This is a genomic window from Dorea hominis (assembly GCF_014287705.1).
In the GTDB taxonomy this organism is placed as follows: domain Bacteria; phylum Bacillota; class Clostridia; order Lachnospirales; family Lachnospiraceae; genus Dorea_D; species Dorea_D hominis.
Window position 1 is genome coordinate 18,440 of the sequence record NZ_JACOOY010000018.1, and the last position, 21,754, is coordinate 40,193.

Consider the following 21,754-nt stretch of genomic DNA (forward strand, 5'->3'; position numbering starts at 1 on the left):
TTTTTCTTTCCTTATTATTCTTAATTTTCTTCTTTTATTTTTTCTTCTTTCAGTTCTTCTTCCGTAATCTCCTGCGCCGTCTCTTCCAGAGCTTCTTCAATATCTGCCAGTACTTCCGGCTCAGATTCAGACTCTGCTTTTAATTCCGGCACATTCTCCGATATTGCTTCTGCCAGCATTTCTGACTCCGGCTCCGGCATCCTTATATTTTCCGGCTCTGGCTCCGGCATTGTCTGTCGGCTCTCTTCTTCCAGTTTATTTCCACAGTTAATGCAGAACAGAGCGTCACCATCATTTTTGAAACCGCAGTTTGTACAATATTTTTCTTTCATATTTGAGGCTTCCAGATTCTCTTTTACCGTCAATGAAGAGCCACATTTTACACAGAATTTGGAATTTATCTTATTGCCATATCCACACTGTGGACATGGTTTTACTTCTGTAGCCAGACGCAGTTCTTCTTTTTCTTTCTCAATCTGTGCACGCAATCTACGGATCTCAGCAAATAATTCTTCATATTCGGTTCCCGCTTCCTCTGCGTGCCGTTTCACACACTGCACACCAACCTGATATATGAGTTTCTCTATCATCTTCTCGTCATCTCTGATTTTCGCAGAAATTCGCTCACTCTCCAGTCCATCTTTTATCTTTGTTGATATTCCCTGACCAGCGGCATTGATTGAGTCTTTCATTTTATCCAGCATCGCCATATATCATCCTCCCTATATCTTTTCAAGATTTGCTTTCGCAAAACATATAACAGCCCTAAATGTCTCTCATCTGTTATAAATTGTTCTGTCTGTTATATGCATTGCAAATCCGGTTACTGTTCTTGATCAGGATGTGCATTGCAACAAACGGTCCCAAACCACATAATAAAATTCCGATCAGATCCCACACTAATACAGTTGTTCCGTTCTCTGGAAATGTCATTCCGTAGCGCGGTGCATTGGTGCAAAGCCTGTTTCCTATTTTATAAGACCAGTAAAATGAATAAATTCCACAGGTCAGGAATGACAATATAATAAATGCAGCCAGACCGGACGTCATCTCTCCATCTCCTTCACATGCAATGTTCACATCATGCGCCATCTTATATATGAAATAATAACTGTAGATTCCACAGGTAACGATCGACAGCAGTATGTATATGGCAAGACTTCTGTCATCCTGCAGTCTCTCTTTTCTTCCTGCCGGCATCTGATCATTACTGCTAAAGCTCTGTTTTACATTGTGTATCTCACTTTCCATTTTCCGTTCGGTTGACCGGAAAGTCTGATTCACCTGCTCAGAAAACTGCTTTTTTATTGTGCATGGATTGCCACACTTCGGGCAAAACTTTGCGTTATCGGGCAGTTTCGCCCCACATTTCGTACAAAACACTATCTTTCTTCCTCCTCATTCCTGTATAGTTCCTGCGGATATGCAGGCTCTATCGATAACTATGATACCCTCGGATTGTTCCGTGCTGCTTTGGTATCATGTAAATGATGTCAGGATCATTAAGCCGTAAAACCACTCCCGTGCAAGCACGTCGTGGTTTCAGGCTTTTGACCCTGGCATTATATAAATTTTATCATAGTAAAATATCATTGTAAATATTAGCATTATGAAGAATCTCCGTAAATTTTAAAAGGGAAATTGCATTTTTATGCTATCAATGCTAAACTAAGCTAAAACTTAACGAACACAAAGGAGAATTATTATGTTTTGTAAACACTGTGGAAAGCAGCTGACAGATGGTGCAAAATTCTGCCCCGACTGCGGAACCCCTGTTTCTGCTAAAGCTCAACATACACAGCAGCATTTCGAAGCTACAACGTCACACAAGCAGACACCATACAATGAGGCTGCACATCCTACACCACATAACCACGAACATCGAACTCAGCAGACTGCAAAAACAGCATCGCATAACCGCACACATCCGACACAGACAATAAACCACACAAAATCTTCTGTAGCAGGTGCAATGAATTATACCGCCTCTGATATGACAACAGATCCTGCACCAAAAGTACGCAGAAATTTTACAATTGGAAATATTGTCACCTGGATTGGATGCTTCCTTGCATTTATATCCATGTTTATGACTTTTGCCACGGTATCTATTCTTGGTTTTTCCCAGACAGTCACTCTTTTTGATACTAATGACGGAAAATTATTTCTTGCAGTGATCCTGGCAGTGGCGATTATTAACTTCTTCCGTATTGATATTATCAGCCTGATCGGATCATGTGTCGGTGTTTTCTTCCTTCTTATGGAATACAAAGATGCCGCCGATAAATTACAGCAGTTTTCTTCTATGGTTCATTATGGAATCGGACGAATGCTTCTGACTGTCGGAATTATTCTGATGGTACTAGGTGCAGTCGCAAGTATCTTCCTTCGCAAGAAGAATGTGAAACTGAATGTTTTACAGTAAATCGACGGACGGATATAAATGTAAATATTATCTGACCCAATGTAAGATAATACACTATATTACATGCTATATATTTTATCAAAGCCAGCTGATTTGCTGGCTTTTTATTTACGCCATATACTTTTGCACAAAACACGTAATAAGATAAAAAGAGCAACCACACCCTATTTTTATTCAGTCGCATAACCGACTCTCTTAAAACGGATGTGATTGCTCTTGAATTATCATCTTTCAATCACTGATAATTTGTTAATTCCTATTTTTCAACATCTCCGACTACAGCCCATCTCCAGAATGACTGGTCATAGTTCCATGTATTCTTGCATCCTGCCATTTCAAGTACAAGCTGCATATATGCGGAACGAATACCGCCTGTGCAATAAGTTACGATCTTGTCATCTTTGGAAATGCCCGCATCTTTTAACATCTTATCAATGTCAGCCTGTGATCTTAATGTTCCGTCTTCACGGAAAAGATCTGTATACCGAATATGGATTGCTCCCGGAAGATGTCCGCCTTTTGCTTCGTTATATTTCTTAGCACCTTCATACTCTTCATCTGTACGAACATCAACGATCTTGTAATCTTTGTAGTTCTTCTGAAGTTCTTCTGTTTCCATGTCATGTGTCATGTCAAGTTTGTCGATCTTCACATCTACTTTGTCTAACTTGGAAGGTCCTTTCTGTGTCTCAGCTCCGGCATTTACCAGCGCTTCGTATCCACCGTCAACCATCTTAAGGTTTGTGTAACCTGCTACGCGCAGCTCCCAGAGAACACGGGCATCTTCTCCCCATCCTCCAAGTGTCTCACCTAAGAGAACGATTTCCTTGTTCGGATCAAGGCCGAGGTTGCTGAGTTTTTTAGATAACTCTACAGGCTGTGGAACTTTTCCCCAGTTCTCATCGCCCTGCTTGCCATATTTGTCTTCGCATGTTCCAAGTGCCTGCCAGCTTGTAGCTGCTGCACCCTTGATCGTCTCTTTATTAGAATATTTCTCGCCACGGCAGTCAAGAAAAATTACATTGTCATCGCCCATCAGTTTCTTCGCTTCTTTTGCGGTTATCAGGTATTCTCCTTTAAAAGAATCCTTGGAAACCAAATCGTCGTCCGATACTCCTTTTGCTTTGCTTCCGCATCCAACTACAAGCATCATAGCCAGCAGTCCGACACCCATACATCTGATAAACTTCTTCATACCATTTCTCCTCTTAATCTTCGTTTAATATTTCTTCTGTGATCTGGATCACCTTTTCTGCAAGACACGGACAGAACTCTGTCATCTTTCCGCTGTCTAATGCCCCTTGAAGTCCTTCCGGTGTAGACACATCATAACCGATGATCTCTTTGCAGTTTACAGAACCATATTCCTGTTCAAAACGATTCTTAAACTCCATGTATTTTCCGATCATGACATTCTTCTGGTCCATCAGTCCTTCTTCTTTTGTGTGTCCATACTTCATACCGATCGCCATCAGCGCTCCGGTATAAGCACCACAGACAGATCCTAACATCATGCCGCCTCCAAAACAGGCAGCGATACGGTTTGCTTCGTCTTCACTTAAGTCAAACCGTTCTGCAAAATGACGGAACACTACCTGTGAACAGTCATATCCTTTTATAAAGTTGTCTTTAATTTCATTTGCCATCTGGTTCATATTCTTGTCTCCTTTATTTCTATTTTCCTGCATAACAATGTTTGTCAAACAGAATCTTACGCTTTTTATACGGAGTCCCTACCAGGTCCATAATCGTTGCTTTCGATCCGATCGGCAGATCGATCGCCTGATTAAAATCACAGTCATAAACCTTTGATATTATAAAATTATTTTGTTTTCTTTTTCTGTTTTTCATTATATAACTGTTTGAACAGAACGATAAGACCTGATAAAGCAAATAAGATCAGAAGTCCTGTTACGAGCAGTTTTGCTCCTCCGGTCAGCATACCACCCACATAAGAGTAAACGATGGTTGCCGGAAGCTGTCCGATTCCTGTAGCTACGAAAAATCCCCAGAAAGACATAGATGTAAGACCTGCTGCATAACTTACATAATCAAATGAAATAAACGGCAGAAGTCTTGCGATCAGGATACTTAAATTTCCATGTCTCTCAAAGAAGACATCGATCTGCTGAAGTCCTGCTTTGCTTGTAAGCTTCTCAGCTACATCTCTTCCCAGAATTCTTGCGATATAGAAGCAAATCACTGCTCCTGCCATCGCACTTGACCAGGAAAGAATCGCTCCCTGCCACCATCCGAATAAGTTTGCGTTCGCAAATGTGATCAGGAATGCCGGAAGCGGGGCTGCCACAGACTGTAAGATCATCAATGCAAAAGACACAGCTGCTGCATATGCACCGTAAGATGCAACGAATTCTTTGACAACGGTAAAGTCGCCGCTTGAAAATGCTGCAAAAATACGATTCATCAGCTTATTTACACTCGGTACGCAGAAATAAACTGCCACACATCCTACAATCAACACGATTACAATAATCTTACCGAGCCATTTGTTTTGTTTTTTTGTTTCCACCTCTTGTTCTCCTTTTTTCTTTGTTTCCTTTTGTTCTCTCTTGTTTCTATAGATACTTTGTCCGCATACGATTGATCAGGGATTTGATCGTATCCGGTTTTTCTTTTGTTCCCAGAATCTCCGGCAGGACGTGACGTACCTGCTTACAGCCGTTTCTGGTCAGATTGCCTGCACAGGAGCCGCAATATGTATAAATCGTCTGCGGATACTTCTTCACTGTCTCAGCAAAGCTTTTTGCTATCTCCGGTTCTTTGGCGCATCCCTGGCCGCCAAGGCCACAGCACTGGATATCCTCCAATGTCTGAAATTCTGCGTCTGAAAACGCCTCAATGTCTGTGAGCCATTCTCCCTTTTCTCTGTCAGGGCATGGACGAAACATCGTACCGCCGGGCAGACACTTCTCACCCAGATGCAGTTCCTTTAATTTCTGATAAATGTTCACTACACGGATCGTAAGTCTTGGCTTCAGAAACGCATAACAGTTCGGACACATCGTAATGACCTCTGTCACCCCTGCATCATCCATGCGCTTCTGAATTCCCTGCATAATACGTTCCTCTTCGTCTTCCATTCCTATATCTGCGATTGGTTTTCCACAGCAGTCATAGACCACACCGATCCCGGCTTCTTTTTCAAACAGTTCCACCAGAACTTTTGTTGTCTTCGGATATACAGACGGGAAATTGCATCCCGGAAATAACACACTCTTCTCTGTCACATGCCTATAATTGCGATATGAATATTCCTTTTTTTCAGAAATGGTCCGCTTGTACTCTTTGTTCACCCGCGCGCCTTCGTCAGATGCAACGCTGGCTCTGCGCATATCCATAATGATTCCCTGTCCGTCAATCCCCACCGGACAGACTTCTGAACATTTGCCACATAAAAAGCAGTGATACGCAAGCTTATTAAGCTTTTCGGTATCACCTATATCAAGACCATACTTTTTCAAAAAGGAACAATTCTCCTGACAGACATGACAGTGGATGCATTTGTCTGCATCTTTTACTCTCTCATTCTGACACATGTTATTATCCTCTCTTTTCTATTTACTCTCGCTCATTGTATCATCAAATCTGTATTTCGTATAATTGATATTGTGAATATATCATTGTAAATATAGGTTGTGTCTATAGGTGTTAAACCCACCGAAACGCTCTGTTTTACTTGGTTTTCCACTTATTGATACAAATTAATCATACAGACAAATAAATATGTCTTTTACAAACCGTATTTTACATCAAAACCTCAAATGCATATACCATTAGCGGCATTGTCAGAATGGATAACAATGTTGTCATCACATTAATTGCACTTGCATAATTTGAATCATTTCCATACACCTGACACATCTGCGTTACCGTTGATGCAGAAGGTGTGATCACCGCCAGAAAGACAACAAGCAATATCTTCTTTCCATCCGGATGCCAGCTGATCAGATGACTGAATTTTAATAGGAGTAAGGATATCATCGGTACAACCACAAGTCTTAATGCTGTCACAAAATAAATCCGTCTATTCGCAAACACTTGTCGCAGGCTCATCTGGGCAAGTAACATTCCTGTAACGATCATGCTCGCCGGTCCGATCATAACACCAACTGCACTCATTGTTCCATCCACGATTTCCGGAAGTTTAATCTGTAAAAAGAATAAAATAATTCCCAGTACAACTGCGATCATATTGATATTAAATACGATCTTTCTCCAATCCGTTCCCTCTTCTCTGCTGATAATCTTTTTCCCATGTGTCCACATAAACACCAGCTGCACGCTCATAAAAACACAGCCGCAGAGCACCCATTTTTCACCCAGGATAAATGTTACCAGAGGTACGATCAGATTTCCTGAATTTGAATAATATACCGATGCCAATTCTACTTCATCCATTTTCAAAGCTTTTGCAATTGCCCATACTGCGATCAGCAAAATGATCTGCAATAAGACCGATGCCGCAAATGCAAGTTCTAATTCCTTTACCGTATTTTTCGTATAGGTTACCTGGAACGCATGAATGATCACACACGGAATTACCAGATACAATACAATTTTAGATAGCACTTTACTATCCTCAGCCGTTACAATACCGGCTTTCACTACCAGGTAACCCATCAGGATCATCAGAAATAGTTCTGCAATCTGTTTCATTAATAAAATACTGATTTCCATATTGTCCCTCCTTTTGCTGTCGAACATAGCTATATAATATTTTGTTTTTATATCTTAATTAAAAAAAGCGTCTGGCACTAATATAATATTTTCTGGCGTAGAAAGCAAGTTTTGTGATATGATAAAAATGTTGGGCATTTTATCCGTTATGAACCTCAATAGAATATTTATATAATAAGAAGAAAGAACATCTGAAGCTTCGGCTTCTTCTGGATCTTTTACAATTTCCGTTAAGCCTGTTTTTCACCTGCTTTCTGAACCTATTTTCAGCACTGATCCCGGATCTTGGGGATGCATATGGTGATCAGTTTGCCGGAAGCTTTGCGGGAAGAGTCTGTTTTCTCATTGTTGCAATCATTTCTGCTTTAAACCTATGAATCTGCTTGCCGGTTTTGAAACAGCTGCACAGAAAACGATACCTGTCGATCTTGAAGCAGCTGAATAGGAAACTATATATGCTGATTTTGAATCAGCTGACCAGGGAAATATGTGTGTCAGTTCAGAGGTTGCCGACAACATAAAATAAAACATAAGAGGAGAATTATCTATGCATAAGAAAGAAACTGTTTTTCAGAAAATCATGTCTGTACTTGTGGTCATTTTGGGGAATATGATCTATGCTCTGGCATTAAAACTGTTCCTTCTCCCTTCTGACCTGATGACCGGTGGTACAACCGGTATCGCACTTGCCGTAAAACATTATACCGGGTTTAATATTTCCGGCGTTATTTTAATTTTTAATATCGCAATGCTGATCGTAGGTTTCATCGTTCTTGGTAAAAAATTTGCTCTGACAACGATCATCAGTACATTCGCTTATCCGATCTCACTGGAATTTTTCAACCGACTCTTCAGTGATTTGGTGCTGACTGACAATATACTGTTGTGTACCATCTTTTCCGGACTCGGTATCGGCATTGGACTTGCCATTGTCATCCGGAGCGGTGCTTCCACCGGTGGTATGGATATCCCACCGCTGGTGCTGAATCATTTTTTCCGCATCCCGGTATCTGTAAGTCTGTATGTATTTGACTTTACAATTCTGATCTTCCAGGCAGCTTATAACCCGGTTGACAATGTACTCTACGGAATCATCCTTGTCATGATCTACACGATTGTACTCGACAAATTACTCGTCTTTGGCACAACACGTATCGAAGTGAAAGTCATGAGCAATGAACACGAAAAGATCCGTCAGGCAATCATTACAGAAATGGACCGCGGCGTGACAGCCCTGTCTGCCCGGAGCGGTTATATGGATGAGCCAACCCAGATGATCTTCAGCGTAATCTCCAACCGCGAGCTTCCACGGATTGAAAAGATCATCCGCGAGATTGATCCGGAAAGTTTCGTTGTTGTAAGCCATGTCAGTGAAGTGCGCGGACACGGCTTTTCATTAGAGAAAAAATATAAATAAAACTATTTCCGGTAATTGTGGAACTTCCTTAGCTGTTATCACTTATGCATCACTTATGCATTATTTATTCATTATTTTGTATAAATATTAAAAAGTTTATAAGATGTGTTCTTGCCAATCTCTTGTTCTATCTATATAATAGAACAAGAGATTTTTACATTACATGTCACAGGAGGGAATCACGATATGCCAAAGAGAACAGATATTCACAAGGTACTAATCATCGGCTCCGGCCCGATCATCATCGGACAGGCGTGCGAGTTTGACTATTCCGGAACACAGGCGTGCAAAGCACTGCGTAAGCTGGGGTATGAAATCGTACTGGTAAACTCAAACCCGGCTACGATTATGACAGATCCGGAAACAGCCGATGTCACCTATATTGAACCTCTGAACGTAGACCGTTTGGAACAGATCATTGCCAAAGAGCGCCCGGATGCACTGCTTCCGAACCTTGGAGGACAGTCCGGACTGAACCTCTGCGCCGAACTTGCCAAAGAAGGGGTTTTGGACAAATATAATGTACAGGTTATCGGTGTACAGGTAGATGCCATTGAACGTGGTGAAGACCGTATCGAATTTAAGAAATCCATGGATGCACTGGGCATCGAAATGGCCAAAAGCCAGGTTGCTTACAGCGTAGAAGAAGGTCTTGCCATTGCAGACGAACTTGGTTATCCGGTTGTTCTTCGTCCGGCTTACACTATGGGAGGCGCCGGCGGCGGACTTGTTTATAACAAAGAAGAATTAAAAACCGTTATGGCACGAGGATTACAGGCAAGTCTTGTCGGACAGGTGCTTGTAGAAGAATCCATACTCGGCTGGGAAGAGCTGGAATTAGAGATCGTCCGTGATGCAGAAGGCAATATGATCACCGTCTGCTTTATTGAGAATATTGATCCTCTTGGCGTACATACAGGAGATTCCTTCTGTTCAGCTCCGATGCTGACGATTTCCGAAGAGTGTCAGAAACGTCTGCAGGAGCAGGCTTATAAAATTGTTGACTCCGTAGAAGTTATCGGTGGAACGAACGTACAGTTTGCACATGATCCGGTTTCCGACCGAATTGTCGTTATCGAGATCAACCCGCGTACTTCCCGTTCTTCAGCTCTTGCTTCCAAAGCTACCGGTTTCCCGATTGCACTTGTATCTGCAATGCTGGCTTCCGGATTAACTTTAAAAGATATTCCATGCGGTAAATACGGAACTCTGGATAAATATGTTCCGGACGGCGATTATGTTGTTATCAAATTTGCACGCTGGGCATTTGAAAAATTCAAAGGTGTAGAAGACAAACTCGGAACACAGATGCGTGCAGTCGGCGAAGTTATGAGTATCGGAAAGACTTACAAAGAAGCTTTCCAGAAAGCAATCCGCAGTCTCGAGACCGGACGCTACGGTCTTGGTTATGCCAAAGACTACAACAACATGAGCAAAGATCAGCTTCTGAAAATGCTCATTACACCATCCAGCGACCGTCATTTCATTATGTATGAAGCGCTCCGCAAAGGTGCTACAATTGAAGAGATCTATGATCTTACAAAAGTTAAAACATATTTCATTGAGCAGATGAAAGAACTGGTAGACGAAGAAGAAGCACTTGCTGCGAATAAAGGAGCTCTTCCGGCAGATGATGCACTCGTTGCCGCAAAGAAACACGGTTTCTCAGATAAATATTTAAGCCAGATCCTGGAAGTTCCGGAAGACGATATCCGTAACCGCAGAATCGAACTTGGATGCGAAGAAGCATGGGAAGGCGTACACGTGAGTGGTACCGAAGACAGCGCTTACTACTACTCTACTTACAACGCTGAAGATAAGAATCCGGTAAATACAGATAAACCGAAGATTATGATCCTTGGCGGCGGTCCAAACCGTATCGGACAGGGTATCGAATTTGACTACTGCTGTGTACACGCAGCTTTAGCACTCAAGAAACTCGGCTTTGAGACAATTATTGTAAACTGTAACCCGGAAACAGTTTCTACAGATTATGATACTTCTGATAAATTATACTTTGAGCCACTGACACTGGAAGATGTATTAAGCATTTACAAAAAGGAAAAACCGGTTGGTGTTATTGCACAGTTCGGCGGACAGACACCGCTTAACCTGGCTGCTGACCTGGAAAGAAACGGTGTGAAGATCCTCGGAACTTCTCCATCTGTTATCGACCTTGCAGAAGACCGTGATCTTTTCCGCGAAATGATGGATAAACTTGAAATTCCTATGCCAGAATCCGGAATGGCTACTACTGTAGAAGAGGCACTTGCCATTGCAAAAGAAATCGGTTATCCGGTTATGGTTCGTCCTTCTTACGTTCTCGGTGGTCGCGGAATGGAAGTTGTATACGATGACGAAAGTCTGGAAGGATACATGAAAGCCGCTGTCGGCGTAACTCCGGATCGTCCGATCCTGATTGACCGTTTCCTGAACCACGCACTGGAATGTGAGGCAGACGCGATCAGCGACGGAAATCATGCATTTGTACCGGCTGTTATGGAGCACATTGAGCTTGCCGGTGTACACTCCGGAGACTCTGCATGTATTATCCCGTCCGTGCACATTTCCGAAGAAAATGTACAGACGATCAAAGAATACACACGCAAGATCGCAGAGGAGATGCATGTCAAAGGTCTGATGAACATGCAGTATGCGATTGAAAACGGAAAAGTTTATGTTCTGGAAGCGAACCCGCGTGCATCCCGTACTGTACCGCTTGTTTCAAAGGTTTGCAACATCCGTATGGTACCGCTTGCAACAGACATCATCACTTCCGAACTGACCGGACGCAAATCGCCGGTTGCTGACTTAAAAGAACAGAATATCCCGTATTTCGGAGTAAAAGAAGCAGTCTTCCCATTCAACATGTTCCAGGAAGTTGATCCGATCTTAGGACCTGAGATGCGTTCTACCGGTGAAGTTCTCGGACTTGCCGAAACTTACGGAGAAGCTTTCTACAAAGCACAGGAAGCAACACAGTCCAAGCTTCCGCTCTCCGGAACGGCACTGATTTCTGTAAACCGCAAAGACAAAGCCGAAGTTGTAGAGATTGCTCAGTCATTCGCTGATGATGGATTCAAACTGGTTGCTACCGGAAATACTTATGAGCTGATCAAGGAAGCCGGCATTGATGTTACACGCATCAACAAGCTTTCCGAAGGCGGTCGTCCGAACACGCTGGATGCGATCACCAATGGTCAGATCGACCTGATCGTCAACTCACCGGTCGGAAAAGACAGTGTAAATGATGACAGTTACCTGCGTAAAGCTGCGATCAAGGCAAAGATTCCTTACATGACAACCATTGCTGCTGCGAGAGCAACTGCAAAAGGAATCCGCTATGTGAAAGAACATGGAAATGGCGAAGTAAAATCCTTGCAACAGCTACACAGCGAAATTACAGACAAATAAATTTTAAAGGAATCCGGTTTTAACCGGATTCCCTTTCATTCACAGAACATAAGGAGGAATTTCCATGAAATTTTGTGGAAAATGCGGCGCCCCTTGCGACGACGCATACAAACACTGCCCAGAGTGTGGAGCACCACTCTCTGATAGCGAGACAAATGCAGATCTTAACGATCACACAACAGATTCTACCAATAATGCTGAGCAGACTGACACTGGCAATAGCAATCATATGCATGAAAATCCGTTTATGACAGCTTACACTGCACCAGAGGATGCTTCTGCTGACTCCCCATCTGACACCAATACAAGCGAGAATTCTGAGGGAACTTCTTCAAATGCAGCTACTGAAAACGCAACTTCTCATTCTGACGAACATGCAAGCGAGAATACCTACACATACAGTTACTCAGATACTTCCAGTCAGACTGATAATACAACCGAAAATGAGAATGCGTACAGCTACACTCATTCTTCCAACGAAAAAGAGACAACTTTTGATAATAACGGCTATACCAATAATTACAATACCGATAATAATAATAATAATAATTACAATACCAACAATAATTATACGGGAAATAATGCATATAATGCCAACAATACTTATGGAAATACCGGTTATAATAACAATTTTCAGCAAAATTCTGTTATCACGCCACGAAACATTCCGCTTTGTGTAATCTTATCAATCGTAACGTGCGGAATTTACGGTATTTACTGGATGATCAAACTAAATGACGAGATCAATGCTCTTGCCGGTGAACCATATGCGACATCCGGCGGCATGGTATTTCTCTTATCCATTGTCACTTGTAACATTTATAACTTATACTGGATGTATAAAATGGGTGAGCGCACGGATCGTATTAACAGGATTCAGGGAAATTCCAACATTCTGTATCTGGTCATCGGGATTTTGGGATTTGGCATTGTCAACTACTGCCTGATGCAGGATGCGATCAATAAACAAGTCAGAGGCATGTAATTTGGCGATATTTTATCGCGGTGATATTGTAATGTCTTAAAAAGGGGACGGGGATTTTCTAGAAAATCCCCGTCCCCTTTTTTTATCGTCACACTTGCTTTCTTACTGGTTCCATCCAGTGCCTGTGCAGTGATCTTCACTTTCTTATTTTGCCGCCGCACTCACCGAATGTAGGTTCATCCACTGATTTCTCTACCAGTTTTCGATTTCTTCGTCACTCAGTCTTAATTTCTCCATTCGTTTGACAAGTTCCTCATCCATGTGGTCAAAAAGATAATTTTTCCCACCATGATGACGCTCGATGTATTCTTCCCGCAGCTCTTTTTTCATAATCTCGACTTCTTCATAAAACTCTCTGGAAGAAATCAGATTTGCACCCTGACCAACAGTGACAACCTGCTCGATTCCATCGGAAGTCACTACCGTTACACGGTATTTTTTCGCCACTTCATGAACAACTTTTTCGATATACTGATCTGCGGTCTCCGCTTCCTTCGTAAATACAACATGAATGTTGTGGTATTTCTGGATTTCCAGATACGGACCTTCCACTCTGTATGCATCAAACACAAGGATCACTGTGCATTTTTTATATCCCTGATAATTGCACAGAATATCCATCAATCGGTCTCTCGCCGCTTCAATACTGTCTTTAGCCAGCTCTTTCAGCTCGTCCCACGCAAAAATGACATTATAACCATCTACAAGCAAATATTCCGGTAAATGCTCCTGCGATTTTTTCTTTTTCACCGGTGTAGCAACCGTTCTTGTAGTATCCGATAATTTCCGCTCAATTTTTCCATACGTGCGGATGAAAATCTCTTCCAGTTCTTTCTCTTCTTCCCAGCTTCCATAACCGGCGCCCGGAGCCGTCTTCCCGACAAAATTGCTTCTTCTGCCTGTATTGGAATATTTCTCACCTGCCCCTGGATTCTGATTTCCGGCAGTTTTCAATTCTTTCTCTGCCATCTTTGCTTCTTCTGCCTGTCTCTCGGCAGCCTCTATCCGTGCAAGCTGGCTTTCTATATGCATATGCTCCGGCACTTCATCCCACGGCACATAATAGCCTGCTCCGTGCGAACAGAATACGGAACCTGTCGGATTTTCCATATCACGCTCCGCATCATAGCCAATTGCCTCTATAACTTCTTCTGCATTGTGACAAGGATGGTATCCGGAAAATACGCAGGCAAACCTTCCTTCTCCATGAGAATAAGCTGCAACTTCTCTCTGATAATCGCGCATGGTTGCCACCGGTGCCAGCCCTTTGATCCGTGTCCGATCGCCTTCCTGCTGCGGCGCCTCTGCCTCTGCTGCCAGCCTCTGCATATCATTCAGCGCTCTTCCTGTTACTGAAGCCGGAATCTCAAGTTCAAATGCATAATAAGGTTCCAACAGCACACTGTCCGCCTGCATCAGTCCCTGCCGGATCGCGCGATAAGTAGACTGACGGAAATCACCGCCTTCCGTGTGCTTTAAATGTGCTCTTCCTGCCGCCAGCGTGATTTTCATATCTGTGATTGGCGCTCCAGTAAGGACACCTCTGTGCTCTCTTTCTTCCAGATGTGTGAAAATAAGTCTCTGCCAGTTTCTGTCCAGATCATCCTCACTGCAGATCGTATCAAATGTAAGACCACTTCCTGGCTCGCCCGGTTCCATGATCAGATGCACTTCTGCATAATGGCGCAGTGGCTCATAATGTCCGACTCCTTCTACGCGGTTCGTAATTGTCTCTTTATATACAATATTGCCTTCCCCAAATGTTACATCCACGCCAAAGCGTTCTAAGATCAGCTCATGCAGAATCTGGATCTGCACTTCTCCCATCAGACATACGTGAATCTCCGACAGTTCTTCTTTCCATACAACACGAAGCAGGGGATCTTCCTCTTCTAACTGGCGCAGATTCCGGAGCATTTCCGATACATCGCATCCTTCCGGCAATAACACCTGATAAGTCAGTACCGGTTCCAGCACCGGCTCTACATTCTCCGCTTCCACTCCGAGACCTTCTCCCGGCTTTGTCATACTAAGGCCTGTCACTGCACAAATTGTTCCAGCCGAAACTTCCGGAACTGCCTCAAACTTATCCCCTGAATAAATGCGGATCTGGTTCACCTTCTCTTCCCAGTGTTCACCATCTTCCGGATGATTTTCCAGAACTTCTTTGACTTTCAGTTTCCCGGATGTCACTTTCATATGTGTCAGACGATTCCCTTTATCATCTCTTGAAATCTTGTACACACGCGCGCCAAAATCTGCCGGTTCATCTGCATTCGTTTCCATATACTCTGCCAGCCCGTCCAGCAATTGCTGTACACCTTCGACTTTAAGCGCAGATCCAAAATAACACGGAAATACCTTTCTTTCCATGATCAGTCCAGCAATTGTCTCTTCCGTAAGTTTCTCTGCCTCCAGGTATTCTTCCAGCGCCCGTTCATCTCCCATTGCTGCATTTTCATAGAAAGAAGTATCTTTCTCTACATCAAATGCCATAATCTGGTCGTCCAGTCCATTTTTCAGTTCTTCCAGCAGGTGTTTCCTGTCTGTTCCTTCCTGATCCATCTTATTTACAAATAAAAATACCGGTACATTGTAGCGTTTCAGGAGGCCCCAGAGTGTCCTTGTATGTCCCTGGATTCCGTCTGCTCCGTTGATCACAAGAATCGCATAATCGAGGACCTGCAAAGTACGCTCCATCTCCGCCGAAAAATCCACATGTCCCGGTGTATCCAGCAAAGTCACCTGCCACGGATCAAGCGGAAATACCGCCTGTTTGGAAAATATCGTAATTCCTCTGCTCCGCTCCAGTTCATGCGTATCCAGAAATGCATCTTTATGATCCACTCTTCCCAACGTTCTTAATTTGCCACTCAAATACAAAATACTTTCCGAAAGTGTTGTCTTTCCTGCATCAACATGCGCCAGTATTCCGATTGTAATATTTCTCATATTTCCTACACCTGTTTCTTCACTTTCTGTATTATAAATCCAGCTTCTTCCGTACCAGTTCCCTGCGTTTTTCATATTCACTGTAAAATGCATCCCCAGCGGCAAGTTCTGCCTGATATGGTGTCTGATAGAATGTCCGCAAAATGAAAACCTGCAAAATCTTTGCTTCTTCCGCACTCAAATCTGCAAGCGCCGTCTCACAGTTTTTCAAAAATGCATGCCAGGAAGTAATATAGTTCTCATATGCTTTGAGATTTGCAATGCCAAGCCATTTTTTCACCTTAATCTTCGTTCGGTCTTTCTTCTGACATTCATGGATCTGCAGAAAATACTTAAATCCATCTTCTTCATAAAATCGTCCAAGCGGAAATAACCTGCAGATTCCCGGACGGAATGCATGAATCTTGCATCTGCCAGCTTCATTTAAGAATGGACAGCCTAACGTCCCGTCATCCATGTCAAGATGCGGCAGGATCATGCCATCCACAACTCCGAGCGCGATCTTTCCTTTCATTAATTCTTCAAATGTCTCACCCAGCCCGGCACTCATCTGCCAAACATCATAAGGATCTAGCACAATGGAATCACCCATACCACGGCAGCACGCAGAACAGCCTTTGCAGTCCTGACAATCTGCTTTTACCATGTCATTTGCCGTATATAAATTACCATCCGAGATTTCTTTCATATCTATGTTTCTTATCATTTTCTTATCCCCTATATGTTTTCGCTTTCTTTTGTCTGTCGGAATCTTACGTTTTACATTATATCTGTGTAATAGAACATGAAAGCACTGTACTTCTTATAGGATAAACGATTGTAAGACTAAATGCCACCCCTTGTTTTACTTTGCAGAAAAATATGCCACATAATAGAAGTTTGTTTTTCAGTTAATAAAAAAATTCCAGAAATTAGCACTCACCTCTTGACAGTGCTAATAATAGATGTTATAGTACAGTTAGAACAAAGGAGAAGAGATAAAAAGAAAGGATCTTGATTCCAGATGTTCCTATAAGACAACAACACATCGGATTCTCCGACAGTGCTTAATTATATTTTATGAATGTCTTTTGAAAGGAGATATGACTTATGATGTTACCTAGTATTTTTGGAGAGAACTTATTGGACGATTTCTTTGATGATGATTGGAATGCATGGGGTTATAGTGACACAAGCCTTATGAACACAGATGTTAAGGAAAACGAAAAGGATTACGAACTGACGATGAGTATGCCGGGCGTACAGAAAGATAATGTAAAGGCTGAACTGAATGATGGTTATCTGACAATCAGCGCAAGCACAGATACGAACAACGATGAGAAAGATAAAGATGGACATTATATTCGTCGTGAACGTTACAGCGGTTCTTGCCAGAGAAGTTTCTATGTTGGCAAAGATGTCACAGAAGATGATATTAAGGCAAGTTTCGAAGATGGCACTTTGAAGATGACCATTCCGAAAAAAGAAGCTAAACCTGCTGTGGAAAGCAAAAAACAGATTGCCATCGAAGGATAATCTTATAATTAAACTTATAGTCGACAAGTTGCTCATAGCCGGAGTGAAAAGCTCTGGTAGCACATAATATAGATAGAGATTCAAGGAGGAATGACTTATGATGATGCCTAGTATTTTTAATGATAATTTATTTGATGATTTTTTCAGATTCCCATTTTATAATGACAAAGATGAACATCGTATGGAGAAGAAACTTTACGGACACAGAGCTCACAACTTAATGAAGACCGATATCCGCGAGAGAAAAGGCAGTTATGTTCTCGATATTGACCTTCCTGGATTTAAGAAAGATGAGCTTACCATTGAGTTAAACGATGGTTATTTGACGATTAGTGCCGCAAAAGGACTGGATCAGGATAAGAAAGAAAAAGAAACCGGACATTATATCCGTCGTGAACGTTATGCCGGTTCCTGCCAGAGAAGTTTCTATGTTGGCAAGGATGTAACTGAAGAAGATATTAAAGCAAGCTTCAAACATGGCATTTTGAAACTGACCATTCCGAAAAAAGAAGCCAAACCTGCCGTAGAAAATAAGAAACAGATTGCTATTGAAGGATAATGTCAAATTCTTGCTTTTTCTTCTATTTAAGCTAATAAATAATTTATTTAACAAATAGCCTAAAGCCCACAATTTTACTGGGATTTAGGCTATTTTTCATCTTATAGATATTATCTATTATTTAGTCATTTTATAGATATTATCAATTTGCTTATATTTATATATGAAACTATACTTAAATAGATACAAAGTGTCCGTTTTTAACGGTAAGACAAGGAGGAGTTGTTATTATGAAAACAACAATCAAAAAAATCTCCCTGTTTATGCTCTCACTTGCTGTAGTTCTTACTATGGCAGCTTCTACAGGCATGAACAGTGAGGCGGCTTCCAAAAAGCCTACAAAGATTACCCTTAAAGCTACTTCCAAAACGGTAGATATCAAGGGTAAAGTGAAGGTTTCCGTGAAATCTGTAAAACCTTCTAATGCAAGCAAATCTGTAACCTACAAATCAAGCAATAAGAAAATTGCTACTGTATCTTCTAAAGGCATTGTTACTGGTAAGAAAAAAGGTACTGTAAAAATCACTGCTACTTCCAAGACGAACAAGAAAGTAAAATCTACAATCAAGATCACAGTAAAAGGAAAGCCAACAAAGATTACCCTCAAAGCCACTTCTAAAACAGTAGATATCAAGGGTAAAGTGAAGGTTTCTGTTAAATCTGTAAAACCTTCTAATGCAAGCAAATCTGTAACCTACAAATCAAGCAATAAGAAAATTGCTACTGTATCTTCTAAAGGCACTGTTACCGGTAAGAAAAAAGGTACTGTAAAGATCACTGCTACTTCCAAGACGAACAAGAAAGTAAAATCTACAATCAAGATCACAGTAAAAGATCTGAAAGCTTCTTCTGTTAAGCTGAACACAACTTCCAAGACAGTAGCTTCCGGAAAGACAACTACTTTAAAAGCTACTGTAAAAGGTGCTACTGGATTCTACAATCAGGGTGTTACATGGAAATCAAGCAATACAAAAGTTGCTACTGTAACTTCCAAAGGTGTTGTAAAAGGTATCGCAGCAGGACAGGCTACAATCACAGCAACTGAAAAAGGTGGAAGCAAAAAAGCTACATGCCTTATCACTGTAACTGAGCCGGTTAAAGTTGATACAGAAGCCGGAACTGTTACTTTAAAAGGTATCTTAAATGCTTCTGCATTTAAAAAACCAACTATGCATTATCTCGTGACTGCTAATCTTGGAGCTTCCGGAGGCAATCCGATCTTCACAGGTCTGAATGACCGTATTGATCTGGCAAATGCACTGGATTCTCTCGGAGCAACTGCATGGAATACAAATTCAAAAACTGTATTAGCGAATGGTGAATCTATTGCCGCCGTAAAAGACAAAAAAGGAACAAACGCTAATTATTCTAAACTGAATATCAGCGTTTCCTGGGCAGGACATGATGCTGTAGCAATGCAGGATACTATTAAAAATGCTGACAAGTCAGCATATACAGGAACTATTGTATACGCTAACAGTGGTGCTGTTCAGAAAGCAATCCCATCCGGATGCGAAATCTGTACATCAAGCTGTTATGCAGGTATCTGTGCAAGTGAAGATGTTGCAATGGGTGGAACTACGATTGGAAACTCCGCTAACCTTCCAAAAGCAGGTACTGTTGTAACAATTACAATCGCTGTTGATGGATACAAAGCTCCATACAACTATGTTTCAAAAGAAGACTTAAAAGCTGACATCGACGGAAAACAGGAATACAAAATCTTAGATGTACGTCAGGCTGCTAAATATGCTGAATCTCATATTGCCGGTGCTGTTTCTGCTGACGTTGACGGTGCTGTATCAGGTACTGATGTGGCATCTGCTACAAAGAATATTGAAGCTGCAATCAAAAATGATCCTGCAGGTACAAAATATGCAGTTGTATGCAATTCCGGAAGCCGCTATGCACAGGCAGCTACTGAGATTATGATCAAAGCTGGTATTAGCAACAAAAATATTTTCACATTAACGGGTGGAATGAAAAAAGATGCCGGTGGATGGGATTATGACAATTACTGTGTTAAATCTTACACATCTGACAAGAGTAAAACAGATTTTACTCACGGTATGACTGTTAATCAGTTAAAAGCTAATATTGACGATGGAAAAACTCCATTCGTAGTATTCGATCTGCGTGACGTTGCATCTTACGCAACAGGACACATCAAACCTTCTATCTCCACTCCTCTTCGTGAGAGTGTAGATGGTGCTTTAAAAGATCTGTCTGATGATCAGTCTAAAGCAAATCTGCAGGCTGCTGTAAATGCTAACCCGAATAAATTCTATGTTGTTGAGTGTTATTCTGGTAACAACTACGCTGCAAAGGCTGTAAACTACTTAAAAGAGATTGGTGTGAGCGAAAGCAAGATTATCGTTCTTGAAGGCGGCGCTAAAGCATGGAAGGATGCAAATCATTCAACAATTGTTGGACTTACTGTATCTGCTGCTGATTTAAAAGCTGATATTGACAGCACACAGTCTTATAAATTAATCGATGCACGTAAAGCTGAAGATTATGCAAAAAGCCACATCGTTGGCGCTGTTTCTGCTGATCAGGCTGGTGCTGTTTCCGGAAGCGACAAAGCTACTGCAGCTGCCAACGTTGAAAAAGCAATCGCAGGTGACTCCGCAGATCAGAAATATGCAATCATCTGCTACTCAGGTAACAGATACGCTGAAGCCGCTGCTTCTACTCTCGTAGAAAAAGGTGTGAATCCATCTAACATTTACACATTAAAAGGTGGTATGGGCGGCTGGACAGAAGCAAACTACCTCGTTAAATCTTACAAATCAACAAGTGGATTTGATTTTGTAAATGGTATGACTGTTGACCAGTTAAAAGCAAATCTGGAAGCTGGAAATACTCCATTTGTAGTATTTGACCTGCGTGACGCTGTAACTTATGCTGCAGGACATATTGACGGTGCTGTTTCTACACCACTGCGTGAGAACAACGGTGCTGATCTTTCTGATGAAACATCAAAAGCTAACCTTGAAGCAGCAGTAAAAGCGAACCCGAATAAATTCTATGTTGTAGAATGCTACTCTGGTAACAAATATGCAAACAAATCTGTAAACTACTTAAAAGCACTTGGTGTAAGCGAAGGCAAGATCATTGTTCTTGAAGGTGGTGCTTCTGCATGGAACGCTGCCGGAAATACAGTTGTTAAAAGCACTGTTCCGGTAAGCGTAGACAAAGCTAACAAGACAATCTCTGTATATGGTGTACTGAACGGTAAATACTTAGAAGAGCCAACAAAACACTATATGTCCACAACAGGATGCTCACTTGGAAATCAGTGCCTGTTCGAAGGATTATGCGATCGTCTTGACTTTGCTGACGCAATGGCAGAGCTTGGCGGAACACCATGGAATACAACTCCTGGTGGACACAAAATCAAATCTGGTGAATATATTACCCCGGAAAATGGTGACAACAAAGACTACACTCATGTAGACGTTAACGTATCATGGGGAGACAAAACAGTTTCCATGGCTGATACTTTAACATCTGTAGATGGCAGCCCGGTTACAATCGATGAAGTATTCTCTAACAGCAAAGACGTATCTGCTTCTTACAAATCAGGATGCCTGCTCTGCACATGCAGCTGCTACGCAGGTGTTGTAACAAACGAAGATATGCCATTTGTTTCCGGTGCTGATATTAAAACAATGGGTAACAAAGACGTACTTCCTAAAGCAGGAACAGTTGTAAAAATCACTGTAACATTAAAATAATCAAATACATGAAATTATAAGCAAGTCTTATATATTGAAGTATTTTGAA

The 21,754-nt window shown here is 41.8% G+C and carries 17 protein-coding genes; 7 read left to right on the plus strand and 10 right to left on the minus strand.

The window, feature by feature from the left end:
* Positions 1–20: 20 nt before the first annotated feature.
* Both H8S07_RS12340 and H8S07_RS12345 read right to left on the minus strand, forming a co-directional pair.
* Positions 21–710, minus strand: a complete 690-nt coding sequence (locus H8S07_RS12340; RefSeq protein WP_186856113.1) for a double zinc ribbon domain-containing protein — start codon at positions 708–710, stop codon at positions 21–23.
* 73 nt (positions 711–783) lie between these two features.
* Positions 784–1,383: a DUF4234 domain-containing protein gene (locus H8S07_RS12345; protein ID WP_118519570.1), complete on the minus strand. Its 600-nt coding sequence runs from the start codon at positions 1,381–1,383 to the stop codon at positions 784–786.
* Between the two features lie 322 nt (positions 1,384–1,705).
* On the opposite strand from H8S07_RS12345, the gene H8S07_RS12350 reads away from it, so the two are divergent.
* The gene (locus H8S07_RS12350) at positions 1,706–2,425 is read left to right on the plus strand and encodes a zinc-ribbon domain-containing protein (protein ID WP_186856114.1); all 720 of its coding nucleotides are present in this window, start codon (positions 1,706–1,708) and stop codon (positions 2,423–2,425) included.
* A 256-nt stretch (positions 2,426–2,681) separates the two neighbouring features.
* On the opposite strand, the gene H8S07_RS12355 is transcribed toward H8S07_RS12350, so the two are convergent.
* The 6 genes from H8S07_RS12355 to H8S07_RS12380 all read right to left on the minus strand — a co-directional run bounded on the left by H8S07_RS12355 (position 2,682) and on the right by H8S07_RS12380 (position 7,123).
* Positions 2,682–3,620 (minus strand): sulfurtransferase, encoded by a 939-nt coding sequence (locus H8S07_RS12355; RefSeq protein ID WP_186856115.1) that lies wholly within the window; start codon positions 3,618–3,620, stop codon positions 2,682–2,684.
* A 13-nt stretch (positions 3,621–3,633) separates the two neighbouring features.
* The gene (locus tag H8S07_RS12360; protein ID WP_186856116.1) at positions 3,634–4,080 is read right to left on the minus strand and encodes a C-GCAxxG-C-C family protein; all 447 of its coding nucleotides are present in this window, start codon (positions 4,078–4,080) and stop codon (positions 3,634–3,636) included.
* A gap of 19 nt (positions 4,081–4,099) precedes the next feature.
* On the minus strand, positions 4,100–4,276 hold the full coding sequence (locus H8S07_RS12365) for a DUF3641 domain-containing protein (RefSeq protein WP_117536929.1): 177 nt from the start codon (positions 4,274–4,276) through the stop codon (positions 4,100–4,102).
* Positions 4,248–4,955 carry a TVP38/TMEM64 family protein gene (locus tag H8S07_RS12370; RefSeq protein ID WP_186856117.1) on the minus strand — a complete coding sequence of 236 codons (708 nt, stop codon included), beginning with the start codon at positions 4,953–4,955 and terminating at the stop codon, positions 4,248–4,250. Before H8S07_RS12370 ends, H8S07_RS12365 begins: the two co-directional genes overlap by 29 nt.
* A gap of 46 nt (positions 4,956–5,001) precedes the next feature.
* Positions 5,002–5,982, minus strand: a complete 981-nt coding sequence (locus H8S07_RS12375) for a (Fe-S)-binding protein (protein ID WP_186856118.1) — start codon at positions 5,980–5,982, stop codon at positions 5,002–5,004.
* A 208-nt stretch (positions 5,983–6,190) separates the two neighbouring features.
* Positions 6,191–7,123 (minus strand): AEC family transporter, encoded by a 933-nt coding sequence (locus H8S07_RS12380; RefSeq protein WP_021861210.1) that lies wholly within the window; start codon positions 7,121–7,123, stop codon positions 6,191–6,193.
* 547 nt (positions 7,124–7,670) lie between these two features.
* On the opposite strand from H8S07_RS12380, the gene H8S07_RS12385 reads away from it, so the two are divergent.
* The 3 genes from H8S07_RS12385 (at position 7,671) to H8S07_RS12395 (ending at position 12,939) form a co-directional block, all read left to right on the plus strand.
* Positions 7,671–8,540, plus strand: a complete 870-nt coding sequence (locus H8S07_RS12385; RefSeq protein WP_021861211.1) for a YitT family protein — start codon at positions 7,671–7,673, stop codon at positions 8,538–8,540.
* Between the two features lie 186 nt (positions 8,541–8,726).
* Positions 8,727–11,954, plus strand: coding sequence for a carbamoyl-phosphate synthase large subunit (gene carB, locus H8S07_RS12390; RefSeq protein ID WP_186856119.1), 3,228 nt, complete (start codon positions 8,727–8,729; stop codon positions 11,952–11,954).
* Between the two features lie 64 nt (positions 11,955–12,018).
* The gene (locus H8S07_RS12395) at positions 12,019–12,939 is read left to right on the plus strand and encodes a DUF4234 domain-containing protein (RefSeq protein ID WP_243176026.1); all 921 of its coding nucleotides are present in this window, start codon (positions 12,019–12,021) and stop codon (positions 12,937–12,939) included.
* A gap of 192 nt (positions 12,940–13,131) precedes the next feature.
* Here the strand turns inward: H8S07_RS12395 and H8S07_RS12400 are convergent, their stop codons facing one another.
* Both H8S07_RS12400 and H8S07_RS12405 read right to left on the minus strand, forming a co-directional pair.
* Positions 13,132–15,891 carry an NYN domain-containing protein gene (locus H8S07_RS12400; protein WP_186856134.1) on the minus strand — a complete coding sequence of 920 codons (2,760 nt, stop codon included), beginning with the start codon at positions 15,889–15,891 and terminating at the stop codon, positions 13,132–13,134.
* A gap of 31 nt (positions 15,892–15,922) precedes the next feature.
* On the minus strand, positions 15,923–16,597 hold the full coding sequence (locus H8S07_RS12405) for a YkgJ family cysteine cluster protein (protein WP_186856120.1): 675 nt from the start codon (positions 16,595–16,597) through the stop codon (positions 15,923–15,925).
* Between the two features lie 383 nt (positions 16,598–16,980).
* Between H8S07_RS12405 and H8S07_RS12410 the strand changes: the two genes are divergently transcribed.
* From H8S07_RS12410 to H8S07_RS12420, 3 genes are all read left to right on the plus strand, one after another.
* Positions 16,981–17,406 (plus strand): Hsp20/alpha crystallin family protein, encoded by a 426-nt coding sequence (locus H8S07_RS12410; protein WP_021861216.1) that lies wholly within the window; start codon positions 16,981–16,983, stop codon positions 17,404–17,406.
* Between the two features lie 97 nt (positions 17,407–17,503).
* Positions 17,504–17,965, plus strand: a complete 462-nt coding sequence (locus H8S07_RS12415; protein ID WP_021861217.1) for an Hsp20/alpha crystallin family protein — start codon at positions 17,504–17,506, stop codon at positions 17,963–17,965.
* Between the two features lie 230 nt (positions 17,966–18,195).
* Positions 18,196–21,705: a rhodanese-like domain-containing protein gene (locus H8S07_RS12420; RefSeq protein ID WP_186856121.1), complete on the plus strand. Its 3,510-nt coding sequence runs from the start codon at positions 18,196–18,198 to the stop codon at positions 21,703–21,705.
* Positions 21,706–21,754: the final 49 nt, after the last annotated feature.